The 14318-nt window shown below is 61.1% G+C and carries 13 protein-coding genes and 1 tRNA gene; 10 read left to right on the top strand and 4 right to left on the bottom strand.

The genetic code is table 11. The annotated features are described in order from the left end of the window. The first annotated feature begins 55 nt into the window (after positions 1-55). Genes AB5287_RS07110 through AB5287_RS07100 form a run of 3 tightly spaced genes read left to right on the top strand, consistent with a single transcriptional unit; the run spans position 56 to position 2496 of the window. Positions 56-1330: a cysteine desulfurase gene (locus AB5287_RS07110; protein WP_007052148.1), complete on the top strand. Its 1275-nt coding sequence runs from the start codon at positions 56-58 to the stop codon at positions 1328-1330. 11 nt (positions 1331-1341) lie between these two features. Beyond that, complete coding sequence (sufU, locus tag AB5287_RS07105; protein ID WP_007052149.1) at positions 1342-1896, top strand: Fe-S cluster assembly sulfur transfer protein SufU; 555 nt, start codon at positions 1342-1344, stop codon at positions 1894-1896. 6 nt (positions 1897-1902) lie between these two features. After that, on the top strand, positions 1903-2496 hold the full coding sequence (locus tag AB5287_RS07100; RefSeq protein ID WP_007052150.1) for a metal-sulfur cluster assembly factor: 594 nt from the start codon (positions 1903-1905) through the stop codon (positions 2494-2496). Between the two features lie 89 nt (positions 2497-2585). Here the strand turns inward: AB5287_RS07100 and glgC are convergent, their stop codons facing one another. The 3 genes from glgC to AB5287_RS07085 form a co-directional block, all read right to left on the bottom strand. Then, positions 2586-3830 (bottom strand): glucose-1-phosphate adenylyltransferase, encoded by a 1245-nt coding sequence (gene glgC, locus AB5287_RS07095; RefSeq protein WP_368220978.1) that lies wholly within the window; start codon positions 3828-3830, stop codon positions 2586-2588. Positions 3831-4030: 200 nt separating this feature from the next. Then, positions 4031-4909 (bottom strand): RNA methyltransferase, encoded by an 879-nt coding sequence (locus AB5287_RS07090; RefSeq protein ID WP_007055088.1) that lies wholly within the window; start codon positions 4907-4909, stop codon positions 4031-4033. Positions 4910-4969: 60 nt separating this feature from the next. Further along, positions 4970-5057, bottom strand: a tRNA-Leu gene (locus tag AB5287_RS07085). A 95-nt stretch (positions 5058-5152) separates the two neighbouring features. Here AB5287_RS07085 and AB5287_RS07080 point away from each other — a divergent pair. From AB5287_RS07080 to era, 6 genes are all read left to right on the top strand, one after another. After that, positions 5153-5950, top strand: coding sequence for a 16S rRNA (uracil(1498)-N(3))-methyltransferase (locus AB5287_RS07080; protein WP_007052153.1), 798 nt, complete (start codon positions 5153-5155; stop codon positions 5948-5950). A gap of 48 nt (positions 5951-5998) precedes the next feature. Next, a complete protein-coding gene (locus AB5287_RS07075; protein WP_007057286.1) occupies positions 5999-6337 on the top strand; it encodes a histidine triad nucleotide-binding protein in 339 nt (112 codons plus the stop codon). An 18-nt stretch (positions 6338-6355) separates the two neighbouring features. Next, entirely contained in the window at positions 6356-7531 is a 1176-nt protein-coding gene (locus AB5287_RS07070) for a PhoH family protein (RefSeq protein WP_007052155.1), read from the top strand. Further along, entirely contained in the window at positions 7521-8069 is a 549-nt protein-coding gene (ybeY, locus tag AB5287_RS07065; RefSeq protein ID WP_007052156.1) for an rRNA maturation RNase YbeY, read from the top strand. The genes AB5287_RS07070 and ybeY overlap by 11 nt, the downstream gene beginning before the upstream one ends. Before the next feature lie 75 nt (positions 8070-8144). Beyond that, entirely contained in the window at positions 8145-9578 is a 1434-nt protein-coding gene (locus AB5287_RS07060) for a hemolysin family protein (protein WP_368220977.1), read from the top strand. 1 nt (position 9579) lies between these two features. Further along, positions 9580-10644 (top strand): GTPase Era, encoded by a 1065-nt coding sequence (gene era, locus AB5287_RS07055; RefSeq protein ID WP_007053368.1) that lies wholly within the window; start codon positions 9580-9582, stop codon positions 10642-10644. A gap of 52 nt (positions 10645-10696) precedes the next feature. Here era and AB5287_RS07050 read toward each other — a convergent pair whose 3' ends face one another. Beyond that, positions 10697-12730, bottom strand: a complete 2034-nt coding sequence (locus AB5287_RS07050; protein ID WP_007057284.1) for a long-chain fatty acid--CoA ligase — start codon at positions 12728-12730, stop codon at positions 10697-10699. Positions 12731-13148: 418 nt separating this feature from the next. On the opposite strand from AB5287_RS07050, the gene AB5287_RS07045 reads away from it, so the two are divergent. Then, a complete protein-coding gene (locus AB5287_RS07045) occupies positions 13149-14312 on the top strand; it encodes an NAD(P) transhydrogenase subunit alpha (RefSeq protein WP_007057281.1) in 1164 nt (387 codons plus the stop codon). Positions 14313-14318 lie beyond the last annotated feature (6 nt).

Below are 14318 nucleotides of genomic sequence, written 5' to 3'. Positions count from 1 at the left end.
CCATGTCAGACTCCCACTCGTTTCGTACAATTGTTACGTAAGTAGGGGGAACATAATGGTTGATTTTAAGGCGATTCGGGCGCAGTTCCCGATTCTGGATCAGGAGATTCACGGGCACCCGCTCGTGTACCTGGATTCTGCGGCCACCTCGCAGAAGCCGAATGCGGTGATCGACGCCGAGGCGAACTTCTACCGTACAATTAACGCCGGCGTGCACCGTGGTGCGCACGAGCTGGCCGCCCGTAGCACCATGGCCTTTGAGGAGGCCCGAGCCAAGGTGGCCAAGCTGGTCGGCGCGAATGCGGCCGAAGGTGAAGAGGAGGTCGTCGTCACCGGTGGTGCCACGGCCGGACTGAACCTGCTCGCCACCGCATTCGGCAATGCATCGCTGGGGCGTGGGGGAGAAGCCGCCAAGCGTTTTGCCCTGAAGCCGGGCGATGAGATCGTCGTCTCGCGTGCGGAACATCATTCGGTGCTGCTGCCGTTCCAGGAGCTGTCCTACCGTACCGGCGCCACCTTCAAGTGGATCGACCTGACCGAGGACGGCCGTGTGCGTACGGACAACCTCGACGAAGTCATCACCGAGCGTACCAAGGTCGTGGCCGTCACCCACGTGGGCAACGCCACGGGTGCCATCACCAACATCGCCCCGATCATCAAGCGTGCGCATGAAGTAGGTTCGATCTTCATCTTGGACGCTTGCCAGTCCGTACCGCACCTCAAGGTCGATTTCCACGCGCTTGATGTGGACTTCGCCGCCTGGAGCGCGCACAAGATGTACGGTCCTACCGGCGTCGGTTTCCTGTACGGTAAGCGCGACCTGCTCGAAGCCCTGCCGCCGGCCAACTTCGGCGGCTCCATGGTCGAGCTCGCCTACATGGACCACGAGGCCCAATACATGGCCCCTCCGGCCCGCTTCGAGGCCGGCACCCAGCCGGTCGCCCAAGTGGTGGCCGCAGGCGTCGCCGCCGAATGGATGATGAACATCGGGCTCGAGAACATCGAAGCCCATGAGAAGACCATCGCCGCCGAACTGCTCAAGCTCGGCGACGTCGATGGCATTCGCATCCTCGGGCCGCGCGAAAACGTGGACCGCATCGGCACCGTGGCGTTCGACGTGGCCGGCGTGCATCCGCACGATGTGGGCCAGTTCATCGACGCCCAGGGCATCGCGATTCGCGTGGGACACCACTGCGCCCAGCCGGTACACCGCCACTTCGGCCTATACGCATCCAACCGTGCCTCCTCCGGTGTCTACAATTCGGTCGAAGATGCCCAAGCGTTGGTCGAAGCGGCCAAGGGCATCCGTAAGTTCTTTGGAGTGGAGTAAAACAGAACACCATGAACGAATTCGGTATGAGCGGGGATGACCTCGAACAGATGTACCAAGAGGTCATCCTCGAGGCGTCGAAACATCCGCATGGCAAGGAATCCTTTGCGCCCAACGCAGCGGTCGAACAGTCCGCGGACGCAGCGGCCAATGTCACCGTACAAGCCAGCCACGAATACTGCACGCCCGGTGAATCGCACCAGTTCAACCCGACCTGCGGCGACGAGGCGACCATCCATGTCGAAGTCTCCGATGACGAACCGCACACCATCAAGCGATTGGTGTGGGACGGCCACGGCTGCTCCATTTCGCAGGCCAGCCTGTCGGTGATGGTCGATCTGGTGGACGGCAAAACCGTTGACGAGGCCATGGATCTGGAACAGACATTCCACAAGCTGATGGAATCGCGCGGTGCCGGTCTGGACGACGAGAACCTGGAAGAAAAGCTCGGCGACGCCGTGGTATTCCAAGGCGTGTCGAAATACCCTATGCGCATCAAATGCGCTCTGCTAGGCTGGGAAGGGCTGAAGGACTCCATCGCCAAAGCCCTCGCTGCAAAGAACTGAGGAAATATGTCCAACGATAATTTGGTTCCCGAACCACAGCCGTCCGTTTTCGATGCTGTCAACGGCGTCCTGCAGGACGAGGAGGCCGCTCGCCGCGTGATGGCCAACCCGGCCTTGGCCAAGGGCTTCCCGAACGGACGCCCGATCGAGCACTCTGCTGCGTCCGGCGATGACACCTGTGCGTGTGGCGGTCACCACGGCAAATGCGGTTGCCAGGATGACGAACAGTCCGATGGCAGCGAGATTCCGATCAAGGCGATTGACGATATCGGCCGCGCCACTGCCGAAGACGTGCGCGAGGCACTGCATCAGGTGATTGATCCGGAGCTTGGCATCGACGTGATCGATTTGGGTCTGGTCTACGGCATTGAGATCGATGAGCTAGGCCGCGCCATTATTACGATGACGCTGACCACGCCGGCCTGCCCGCTGACCGACCTTATCGAGGACGAATGCGCATCCACGCTGGCCGGTCTGGTCGAGGAGTTCCGCATCGACTGGACGTGGGATCCGCGCTGGACCATGGAGCGCATCACGCCCGAAGGCCGCGACCAGCTCGCCGCCCTAGGCTTCAGCTTCGACAATATGCCAAAGTACTGATAGCGCTTAGTAAGCTCCCTCATCAGAGGGAGCTCTATACGAGAAAAGCCCCGCATGATGCGGGGCTTTTCCATGTCTGGACTGGTCAATCAGTCATCGACGATGGTGTTCTTCGGGACAACCGTGATGCCACCCGGCGTGACGGTGAAGCCACGGGCCAGATCGTGCTCGGTATCGATGCCGACAGTGGAGTTCTCGGTGAGCACCACGTTCTTGTCAAGAATCGCCTTGTACACGCGGGCGCGGCGGTTGATGACTACACCGTCGAACAGCACGGAATCGACAATCTGTGCCCACGAGTGGATACGCACATTGGGGGAGAGCACGGAGTGGTGCACTTCACCGCCGGAGACGATCACACCGGGGGAGACGATCGAATCGGTGGCGTGGCCCAGACGGTCGCGGCCGGCGTGCACGAACTTGGCCGGCGGCAGGTTGCCGGACATCGTGTAAATCGGCCAATCCTGGTTGTACAGGTTGAACTCGGGCACATAGGCGATCAGATCCATGTGCGCATCGTAGAACTGCTTAATCGTACCGACGTCGCGCCAGTAAGCGTGATCAGTGGCCGTGGAGCCCGGAATCTCGTTCGAGTTGAAGTCGTAGACGCCGGCTTCGTTGCGGGAAGCGAAGTACGGGGCGATGTCGCCGCCCATGTCGTGCTTGGTGTCGGCAGCCTTCTCATCGAGAGCCAGAGCCTCGAACAGGGCCTTGGTGTTGGCGACGTAGTTACCCATGGAGGCCAGAATCTGGTTCGGATTGTCCGGCAGACCGGTGGTGGTGGGCGGCTTCTCCTGGAAGTTCTTGATCATGTTCGGGTGATCGGGATCGACCTCAATCACACCGAACTGGTTCGATTCCTCGATGGGCTGGCGGATACCGGCCACGGTGAACTCGGCGCCGGACTCGATGTGCTGCTGTACCATCTGTTCGAAGTCCATGCGGTAGACGTGATCGGCACCCACGATCACCACGATGTCCGGCTGGACATCCTCGATGATGTTGATGGTCTGGTAGATGGCGTCGGCGGAGCCGAGATACCAGTGCTTGCCGAGACGCTGCTGCGCGGGCACAGGGGAGACGTACGAGCCAAGCAGCGGGGAGAAACGCCAGACCTGGGAGATGTGGCGGTCAAGCGAGTGAGACTTGTACTGGGTGAGCACCACGACCTGACGGTACCCGGAGTTCACCAGGTTGCTCAACGGGAAATCGATCAGACGATACACACCACCGAAGGGAACGGCGGGCTTCGCGCGATCACGGGTTAACGGCATCAGGCGGGTCCCCTCACCACCTGCAAGCACAATCGACAGAATCTTGGGATTCTTGGTCATCGTAACTGTCCTCTCTGTTACTGAGCGTCTTTCGACACCGCACTGCCGGGCCGGATGCTTCCTTGCATTCGGTTTACATAGTTAATAATTGCAGAAAAAAACGAACATGCAAGGCTTTCGCCCCCGCGTGCCGTGAACTTGCGATGAACAGTTTCGTAGATTTGTTAAGGATCCGGCCTTTTCGGAGCGCGTGCGATTCCTTAGCGTGTCGCGTAGAACGCCACTGCGCTGGATGCCGCCACGTTCAGGCTATCCACGCCGTGGCTCATCGGAATCTTCACGGTCAAATCGGCGCGGGCAATCGTATGGTGGGACAGGCCGTCGCCCTCGGTACCGAAGATCAGCGCGAGCTTGTCGATATGCGTCGGATCTTCGGCAGGCGCGTGCAGACGGCGTGTCAGTTCGTCCAACGAAATCGAACGATCCTCCAATGCCATGGCCACGGTGGTGAAGCCCAGCGACTTCAACTCGTCGATGCCCTGGAACGGCCAGTAATGCTTGTTTTCGGTGCCGTCGTCGTTGAACCCGGTGATACGGGTCCACGGAATCTGGAATACGGTGCCCATCGACACGCGGGCGGCGCGTCGGTACAGCGGATCACCGCAGGAGGGTGTGACCAGCACGGCATCCACATCGAGCGCGGCCGCCGAACGCATCAGTGCGCCCACATTGGTGTGGTCCACGATGTTTTCCATTACTGCCACGCGGCGGGCGCTCTTGCAGACCTCGGCTACGGAGGGCAACGGCCAGCGTCGCATCGCGCATAGGGCGCCGCGATGCAAACGGTAGCCGGTCAGACGCTTGAGCTGCTCAGGTGAGGCCACGTAGACGGGAATATCCGCGCCCCAGCGCCCGTCGATGAAGTCGAAGGTGTCTTTCATGCCCTCCAGCCAAGGTTCCTCGACCAGCAGTGACAGCGGTTCGCGGTCAGCGGCCAGCGCGCGGTCGATAACCTTGGGGGACTCGGCGATGAACACGCCCTTGGCTGGTTCCAAGCGATTACGCAACTGCATTTCGGTGAGGCTCACATACGCTTCGACGCGCGGGTCGTCGACGGTGTCCAGCGTGATGAACTGCATTGGTGGCCTTTCGTGTGTGCAGATAACGAAAAACCCCTTGCAATGCAAGGGGTTTATCTGTGCCCGAGACGGGACTTGAACCCGTACGCCTGTATAAAATAGGCACTAGCACCTCAAGCTAGCGCGTCTACCATTCCGCCACCCGGGCAGGTGTCGTTTGGACAACGAGTAGATAGCTTAGCATGAAATTACAGGGATGCAATTCGCGCGTGTGCCCGGCGTGTCGCGTGTAGCCTTGAAGTCATGACTGATGCCCTTTTTCTTTTCGACCCGCAGGTCGACGACGTCCCGGTGAACAGCGACGAACTCCACGCCGGCTGGAAGCTAACCCTGCCCGCTCACATCAAGCGCCATGCCGTGCAGGCCATGCGACTCAAGGCAGGGGACAGCCTGCAACTTTCCGACGGCAACGGCTTGAGAATCCAGGCAGTGATGGCCGATCCTGAAGCCGGACTGGCTGAAGTCGTGGAAGTGGGGCGCGAACCCGAGCCGCTCACCCGTTTGGCGCTGATTCAGGCATTGGCGAAAACCGGCCATGATGAGCAGGCCATCGATATGGCTACTCAGATTGGCGTCGACCAAGTGGTGCCATGGCAGGCGGACCGATCCATTGCCAAGTGGAAGGTCGGCCGTACAGACAAGAAGTGGAATTCGGTACTGGATGCCGCCACCGAGCAGTCGCGGCGCGCCTTTAAGCCGCAACTGGAGGCGTGCGCGTCCAGCAAGGAGGTCGTGGCCATCTGCCGCAGGGCCTGCGTGCATGGCGATGTGGTGATTGTGCTGCATCAGGATGCTACCGATACGTGGTCCGGCGTGGAGGAGAAGGTTGCGCAGTTGGTGGAACGCACGCTCCAGGACGGCCGGCCGCGGACTGTCAGTGTGGTGGTCGGGCCTGAGGGCGGCATCAGTGAGCAGGAGGTAGCTGATTTCGTCAAGGCCGGAGCGGTGAGCTGCGTACTGGGGCGCAATATTCTGAGAGCCGCGACGGCCGGTCCTGTAGCGTTGTCGCTGTTGTCTCGGGTGTTGGGACGTTACGAGTAACGCCCACGCGCTAAGCTGGTGCGTAGCAACATCAAACCAAGGAGCATGATGAGCGAATCCGACGATTGCCTGTTCTGCAAGATCATCGCAGGGCAGATTCCCAGCAGCAAGGTCTACGAGGACGAGACGACCTACGCATTCAACGACATCAATCCCAAGGCCAAGGTCCACGTGCTCGTGGTGCCCAAGAAGCACTACGCCAACGTCGCCGAACTTGCCGCCGGTGACCCGACCGAGCTGGCCCACATCGTCTCCATTGCGCAGAACATCGCCGACAAGGAATTTCACGGCGCCTACCGACTGGTGTTCAACACCGGTCTCGACGCCGGCCAGACCGTCTTCCACGTGCACGCGCACGTGATGACCGGCGAAAAGCTCGACGAGTAGTAGGGGAATATCCGCTTCGTGGCAACGACTACACGTACCATCACCATCCCGCCCCAACTTGACCCCGTCGCCGTGCTCGGCCCGGTTGACGAGGTCATTCGCGAGGTAGAGCGCGCCTTTCCGGACCTGACGATTATCGTGCGCGGCAACCGCGTGGCGATCGTCTCCCGCTCCAAGCAGACCGAAGCCCAGGCCGCACAGGCCGAGGATTTGGTCAATACCATCATCCAAGCCGCCTACACCGCGCCTATGGACGCCGACACCGTGCGTCGCATGCTCGACCAGAACGTGCTCAAGAACCACGTGCGCCTCGAACATCCCGGTCACGGCCCGGTGCGTGACAAACTGGCGCAATCGACCTCAAACGAACGCGCCCATGCACGTTCTGCCGGCTCCCACGACCCGACGTACCGCAAGCCCACGGTTCCCGGCGTCATCACCTTTGCTGCCGGCGTGCCGGTCCGTGCGAAAACCGCCGGACAAGTGGCCTACGTGAACGCCATCGAATCGCACACCATCACCTTCGGCATTGGCCCCGCAGGCACCGGCAAGACGTATCTGGCCGTGGCCAAGGCTGTGCGTGCCTTCCAGGACAAGCAGATTCGCCGCATCATCCTCACGCGCCCGGCCGTGGAGGCCGGCGAAAGCCTCGGCTTTCTGCCCGGCACGCTGAATGACAAGGTTGACCCGTATCTGCGCCCGCTGTACGACGCGCTTGGCGACATGCTCGGCGCCGACCAGCTCAAGCGGTACATGGACGACGGCTCCATCGAAGTGGCGCCGCTCGCCTACATGCGCGGCCGTACGCTGAACGACGCGTTCGTGATCCTCGACGAGGCTCAGAACACCACCGAACAGCAGATGAAGATGTTCCTGACCCGTCTGGGCTTCAACACCACGATGGTCATCACCGGCGATATCTCGCAGGTGGACCTGACCGTGCCTCGCTCGGGACTGGCCACCATCGAACGCATCCTGGGCGGCATCAACGACATCGCATTCGTGCATCTCAAAACCGAGGACGTGGTACGTCACCAGCTGGTCGGACAGATCGTGGCCGCCTACGACCGTCACTCCGCCATCGCCGGCGACCACCGCGACATCGAACGCAAGGGCCGCCGCAACCATACCGACTTCGATGCCCGCCAGCAAGCGGATTCAACCAACCAAAGCGAGACAGACGATGAGCGTTGACGTCACCAATGAAACCCAGTGGGTCATCGACCCCAAGGTCTTCTCCGATTTGGGTATTTGGGTACTCGACCAGATGCGCGTGAGCACCCAGTCCGACCTGACCATCATGTTCGTGGATCCCGATCCCATAGCCGAACTGCACATGCGTTGGATGAACCTCGAAGGCCCGACCGACGTGATGAGCTTCCCGATGGACGAGCTGCGCCCCGGCGACGGCAAAACCGTGATGGAAGGAGTGCTCGGCGACATCGTCATCTGCCCGTGGGTCGCTGCCCAACAGGCTGCCGCAGCCGGGCACAGCACCATGCAGGAGATGCTATTGCTCACCATCCACGGCATCCTGCACCTGCTCGGCTACGACCACGTGACCCCCGAGCAGGAGCGCCAGATGTTCGGCCTGCAGCGACAGCTGCTGCTCACCTTCTTCGCCCTACGCCACGATGCCAACGTGCAGGCCACGCTGCCCGCCGGCACACCCGACGCGCTGGCCCTGTACGACGCCGCGCACGGTGCTGGCCGCGACCTCGATTCCAAATAAGCTCCCAAATCAATCACACCAAATCCGGATTATTCGATACCGTTCAAGGACATTCAAGGACACCGAAAAATCATTATGGAGTATTCCAGTACCACGCCGATCGCCATCACCGTCATTCTTGTACTCGTGGCGGCCCTGTTCGTCTGGCTCTCGCTGACCATGGCCGCCGCTGAAGGCGCCGTGGCCCGCGTAACGCGAGCCAGCCTTAACAATCTCATCCTCGAGGTGCAGACCGACTCCGAAGCAAGCCAGTTCCTCAAGATGAAGAAGATCGACAAGATTCATCGCGTGCAACGGCTCATCGCCGACCGTTACGCCACCGCCGGCAGCTGTGCGTTCTTCCGCATCGCCTGCAATGTGCTCGACGGCGTACTGGTGTCTTCCATCGCATCCCTGTGGGGTGCGGAACTGTGGATTGAACTGCTCTCCGGATTCCTGTTCGCGATTATCGTAGCCGTGGTCTCCGTACTGGTCCGCCCGCGCACCGCCGGCATGGCCAAGCCGGTCGGCATCATGATTTCCAACTCGCGCATCGTGTCGTTGGCCACCAAGCTCACGCCGTTCGCACGCATCGGTGGCGACAAGTCCGGTTCCAAGGGACCGGGCCGCCGCTCCAAGGACTCCGATCTGTCCGACGACGAGGAGCTTGAGAAGATTCAGCTCGAGCAGGGCAAGGCCGCCATCGACCGACTGGTGGAGTCCAACGACTTCGATCCGGAAGTCTCCGAAATGTTGCGCAACGTGCTCACCCTGTCTGATACGTTGACTCGCGAGATCATGGTGCCGCGCACCGATATGATCTGCATGGAGCGCGACTCCACACTGTCTTCCGCGCTGAAACTGTTCTCCCGCTCCGGCTTCTCCCGCGTGCCGGTGATCGGTGAGGATGTGGATGACCTGATCGGCGTGGCCTATTTGAAGGATGCCGTGCGTGCCACCGCCTTCAACCCGGCGGCCATGGAGCGCGCGGTCGAATCCATCGTCCGGCAGCCGCTGCTTGTTCCCGAATCCAAGCCGGTGGACGACCTGTTCCATGAGATGCAGCGTTCCCGCCAGCATGTGGCCGTGGTGGTCGATGAGTACGGCGGCATCGCCGGCATGGTGACTATCGAGGATGCCATCGAACAGATCGTCGGCGAGCTGGAAGACGAGCACGACCGCACCCAGCGTACTGAGCCGGAGAAAATCGGAGACAACAGGTGGAAGATGCCCGCCCGTACGCCGATTGCCGATCTGGAGGAGATCTTCGAGATCGACATTGATGAGGACGATGTCGATACCGTGTACGGCCTGCTGACCAAGATTCTGGGCCGAGTGCCGATTGTCGGTGCCTCGGCTGTGACGCGCGGTCTGCGACTGACCGCCGTGGACTCCGCCGGACGCCGCAAGAAGGTGTCCACCATCGTCGTAGAACCGGCGCACGTCGAGGGCGGCGAGGAAAATAACAAGACCCATGAGGAAACTGACGGCGAGCCCGTCGAAGGCGATGATACCGCCAGCAAGGAGTGATATGACCGATCAGAACAACAGCACGAACGACGTCGATGACATTGACGTTACCGATGCTTCCGATGTTGCCGGCGTTGCCGAAGTCGACGCGACCGGTGAAACGGCGAACGTGACCAAGCAGGACGTGCCGTATCGCTCCGGATTCGTGGCCGTGGTCGGCCGCCCGAACGTCGGCAAATCCACGTTGATCAACGCGTTGATCGGCAAGCAGATCGCCATCGCATCCTCTCGCCCGGAAACCACCCGTAAGGCGATCCGCGGCATCCTGACCGCCGACCACGCGCAGCTCGTGCTCGTGGACACGCCCGGTATTCACCGTCCGCGTACGTTGCTCGGCCAGCGTCTGAACGACGTGGTCGACGAATCTCTGGCCGATGTGGACGTGGTGGCCTTCCTGCTGCCCGCCGATCAGGAAATCGGCCCCGGCGACAAGCGTATTCTCTCCCGACTGCGTACCGACTTCGCCACCAAGCGTGAGGACGGTACGTTCAAGTGGCGCATCCCGCTGATTGCCATCGTCACCAAGATCGACGAGCTTGGCCGTCAGCAACTCATCAACAAGCTCATCGAAATCAACGATTTCGCCGATTTCTCGGACATCGTGCCGGTGAGCGCTCTGAAGCACGACAATCTGGCTGAAGTGAAGAACGTGCTCATTGAGCACACGCCCGAGGGTCCGCAGATGTACCCGGACGATCAGATCAGCGAGGAGCGTCCGGAAGACACCATCGCCGAACTCGTGCGCGGTGCGTTCCTTGAGACCCTGGACGACGAGCTGCCGCATTCGCTGGCCGTGGTGGTTGATTCCATCGACTATCCGGAAGACAACGAGACCGGTCAGGGCTATGACGGCAAGGCGCAGGTCAACGTGTCCATTTACGTGGAGCGTGACTCCCAGAAGCCGATCATCATCGGCAAGGGCGCCTCGAACCTCACCTACGTCAAGAAGAAGCTGCGCACCCCGGTCAACCGCATCGTCGGCCAAAAAGCCAAGCTCGACCTCCACGTCAAGGTAGCCAAAGGCTGGCAGTCCGACCCCAAGCAGCTGGAGCGCCTGGGCTTCTAAGGCGTATAGACGAAAAAAGCTCCCTCGTCAGAGGGAGCTTTTGCTATACGGTTTACTTCCGCTTCGTGTACATCTGGGTGTTGAGGAGGGTGGAGTAGCGCTTGATGACCTTGGGACGAATCACCTTCATGGAAGCGGTCATCAGGCCGTTTTCCTGAGTGAACTCCTCGGGCAGGATGATGAACTTGCGCACGGACTCGGCGCGGGAGACGCCCTCGTTGGCCTGATCGACCCACTTCTGCACTTCGGCGCGCACGGCGGCGTTCTTGGCGGCATCCTCCAGCGGCATGTTCTCGTCCAGACCCTTGGCGGCCAGCCACGGGCGCAGCGACTCCTCGTCCAGCGTCACCAATGCGGAGATGAACGGACGCTTATCACCCAGCACCAGCGCCTGGGAGACGAACTCGCAACGCTGAATGACTTCCTCGATCGGGCCGGGGGAGACGTTCTTACCACCTGCAGTGATAATCAGATCCTTCTTACGACCGGTGATGTACAGGAAGCCATCGTTGTCGATACGGCCCAAGTCGCCGGTGACATACCAGCCATCTTCGGTGAACGACAGCTCAGTGGCCTCGTCGTTCTTGTGATAGCGCGGGAACACGGCACGACCCTTGACCTGAATTTCGCCGTCCTCGGCGATGCGCAGGGAGAATCCGGGGAATGCGATGCCCACGGAACCAGCGTGGAACGGCGTACCCAGCGGGTTGAACGCGCACGGTGCGGTGGTCTCGGTCAGACCATAGCCCTCGTATACAGGCACACCCGCGCCACGGAAGAAGGCCAGCAGTTCCGGGTCAAGCGGGGCACCGCCGGCCACAATCCACTTGGCGCGACCGCCGAGCACTTCGCGCAGCGAAGAGTAGACAATCGGATCGAAGGCAGCGCGGCGAGTGCGGGTCAGTGCACCCGCCTTGCCATTGGCGGAGACTTCCTTCATATAGTTCTGCGCAGCCACCACGGCGGAGGCGAACACCACGCCCTTGGGGCCGTGGCCGGCCTTCTGGGACGCGGCGTTGTACACCTTCTCCAGCACGCGCGGCACCACGATCATGAGAGTGGGCTTGGCCACCTGCAGATCGCTGATCAGCGTCTTGATGCCGGTGGCGATGTAGATGCGGACGTTCGAGGAGACGACGATGTAGTTGATGGCGCGGGCGAAGGAATGGGCCTGCGGCAGGAACAGCAGGATGGTGTTCCTCTTGTCGTGCAGCAGATCGGGCATGTAGGCCGGCAGATTCAGCGCGGTCTGGCAGTAGTGCTCGTGGGTCATCTCCACGCCTTTCGGCGCGGCCGTGGAACCGGAGGTGTACACGATGGAGCACAGGTCGGTCTTCTTGACCGAATCGATGCGCTCGTCCAGCTCCTCGTCCGAGACCGTGGTGCCGTAGGCCTTGATCTCGTCCAAGCCACCGGTCTCGATGGTGATGATGTGCTCCAGGGACGGGCACTCTTCGACGGCCCCATCCGCCTTCTTACGCATGTCCGTGTCCTGCACGATCAGCAGTCGGGCATCGGAGTTGTTGACGATATTGCGAATCTGCTCGGCGGAATCGGTGTCGTAGATGGTGGCGAGCACGCCGCCGCACGCCATGATCGCCGCGTCGGTCAGGTCCCAGTCGTAGGAAGTTCGGCACATGAATGCCACGGCATCGCCCTTCTTCAGGCCGTAATGAATCAGGCCCTTGGCCACGGCACGCACGTCAGCCAGGAACTCGTTGGCGGTGACGGTCACCCAATCGTTGCCGGACTTGTAGGTGTACAGCGGCTCATCGCCCATACGCTCGGCGCGGTCCGCATACAGGTCGTAGATGGACGTACCTTCGTCCAGCGGCGGATTGCCTTCGGTGGAGGTGGTGAGCAGGCCGGTGGCGGGGTCGATGTCGGTGACGGTCAGGTGGCCGTCGTCCCAATCGTCGCTGTGAGGCAAAGCGATATTGGTCTCGACCGGCACGTCGGCGTTGGACAGGTAATCGGGCTCGTCCGGGGTGTCGTCGTGGACCGGGTGGACGAAGTCGGATCCCAACCTGAGCGCCTTACGGGTGAGATTGATAGTGTGCTGCGTGAAGGAATTGATAACCGACAAGTCTTGCTCCTGTAAACCTTTCAGTGTCGTCCAGCCATGAGGCGAACGCTTCTCAAAGTTCAAATTGTAATCGCCCAAACCGAACTCGTCACCTTACGCAACCGTAGGATTCTGGCGGGTTAGGGGAGTGCGTGGCAAAATATTGCACAGGTCCCGATATTGTTGAGTAACCGTGAGCTACGAAACGGTGATTGTCGATAATTACTGAGCGGTTGGTTGCTAATCGATGCCGGGTGATTGTTGGACGACTTCCGAGCAATTCATCCGCAATGCACATGGACACATTCGTATTTCTCGCTAATTTCGGGTTCGTTTCTGTTTCGATTGGCGGAATCTCAAGTCATGGCCTTTACCTTCCGACTATACTTTCTATGCGGATAACCATGTCCATTTTGAAGTAGAACAAGAAAGGGCTCTCATGGCGCAAAACCCAGAAGCCACCGTGGTGTTCGGCGTTTTGAATGAAACGTCCGAAACGGAATCCCGCGTCGCGTTGACGCCGGATATCGTCACCCGGCTGAAGAGGAGCGGAGTCTCCTCGATTATTGAGGCCGGTGCCGGCATTGCCGCCGAATACACCGATGAGGATTACGAAAAGGCCGGTGCGAAGGTGACCAGCCGTGACGAGGTGCTCGCCGAAGCCGACGCGCTCGGTTTTGTGGACCGACCGTCCGCCGAGACCGTGGCCAAGCTCAAGGCCGGCCAGTGGGTCATTGGCATGCTCGGTTCCTTCACCGATGCCGATTACGTGGCCGCGCTCGAGAAGGCCGGTCTGGTGGGCATCGCCATCGAAAAGCTGCCCCGTAAGCTTTCCAGCGCCCAGTCCATGGATGAGATGACCTCTCAGAACTCCGTGATGGGCTACAAGGCAGCCATCACCGCCGCCGATGCTTACGGTTCCTTCCTGCCGATGATGACCACCGCCGCCGGCACGATTCGCCCGGCTAAGGCGCTGGTGCTCGGTGCCGGCATCGCCGGCCTGCAGGCCATCGGTACGCTGAAGCGTCTTGGCGCGGTCGTCACCGCGTACGACGTGCGTCCCGCCTCCCAGGGCGAGGTCGAGTCCCTCGGCGCGAAGTTCCTTGATCTGGGACTTGACTTCTCCAAGGGCCAGGGCGAGGGCGGTTATGCCCGCGCGCTGAGCGCCGAAGAGCAGGCTCAGCAGCAGGCTGCCGTCGACGAAAAGGCCGCCGGCTTTGACATCATCATCACCACCGCCAAGGTCCCGGGCCGTAAGCCCCCGGTGCTGCTCACCGCAGCCGGCGTCAAGGGTCTCAAGCGTGGTGCCGTGATCGTGGACTGCGCAGCATCCGACCTCGGCGGCAACGTCGAAGGCTCCGCCGTTGGTGAGCAGGTCACCGAGGGCGGTGTCAAGCTGATCGGCGCTCCCTACCTGGCCTCCGGCGTCGCCACCACCGCATCCAACCTGCTTTCGCGCAATGTGGCCGACATCCTCGTGCACTTCGTGCGTGACGGCAAGCTCGGCCAGGATCTCACCGAAGAACTCGACGACGCGCTGGTGGTTGCCGGCCGCGCCGCCGCCCCGGCAGCTGCTGCCGATGCCGAGAAGTCCGAGAAGTAAGGAAGA

The organism is Bifidobacterium sp. RTP21102st3_E2_RTP21102_210122 (assembly GCF_040916945.1).
GTDB classification, from domain to species: domain Bacteria; phylum Actinomycetota; class Actinomycetes; order Actinomycetales; family Bifidobacteriaceae; genus Bifidobacterium; species Bifidobacterium longum.
This window is presented reverse-complemented; position numbering and strand designations above follow the sequence as displayed.

Bases quoted from the DNA above. Each gene is read 5' to 3' on its own strand.
- AB5287_RS07110 (WP_007052148.1), top strand. From the start codon at position 56: ATGGTTGATTTTAAGGCGATTCGGGCGCAGTTCCCGATTCTGGATCAG.
- sufU (WP_007052149.1), top strand. From the start codon at position 1,342: ATGAACGAATTCGGTATGAGCGGGGATGACCTCGAACAGATGTACCAA.
- AB5287_RS07100 (WP_007052150.1), top strand. From the start codon at position 1,903: ATGTCCAACGATAATTTGGTTCCCGAACCACAGCCGTCCGTTTTCGAT.
- glgC (WP_368220978.1), bottom strand. From the start codon at position 3,830: ATGACCAAGAATCCCAAGATTCTGTCGATTGTGCTTGCAGGTGGTGAG.
- AB5287_RS07090 (WP_007055088.1), bottom strand. From the start codon at position 4,909: ATGCAGTTCATCACGCTGGACACCGTCGACGACCCGCGCGTCGAAGCG.
- AB5287_RS07080 (WP_007052153.1), top strand. From the start codon at position 5,153: ATGACTGATGCCCTTTTTCTTTTCGACCCGCAGGTCGACGACGTCCCG.
- AB5287_RS07075 (WP_007057286.1), top strand. From the start codon at position 5,999: ATGAGCGAATCCGACGATTGCCTGTTCTGCAAGATCATCGCAGGGCAG.
- ybeY (WP_007052156.1), top strand. From the start codon at position 7,521: ATGAGCGTTGACGTCACCAATGAAACCCAGTGGGTCATCGACCCCAAG.
- AB5287_RS07060 (WP_368220977.1), top strand. From the start codon at position 8,145: ATGGAGTATTCCAGTACCACGCCGATCGCCATCACCGTCATTCTTGTA.
- era (WP_007053368.1), top strand. From the start codon at position 9,580: ATGACCGATCAGAACAACAGCACGAACGACGTCGATGACATTGACGTT.
- AB5287_RS07045 (WP_007057281.1), top strand. From the start codon at position 13,149: ATGGCGCAAAACCCAGAAGCCACCGTGGTGTTCGGCGTTTTGAATGAA.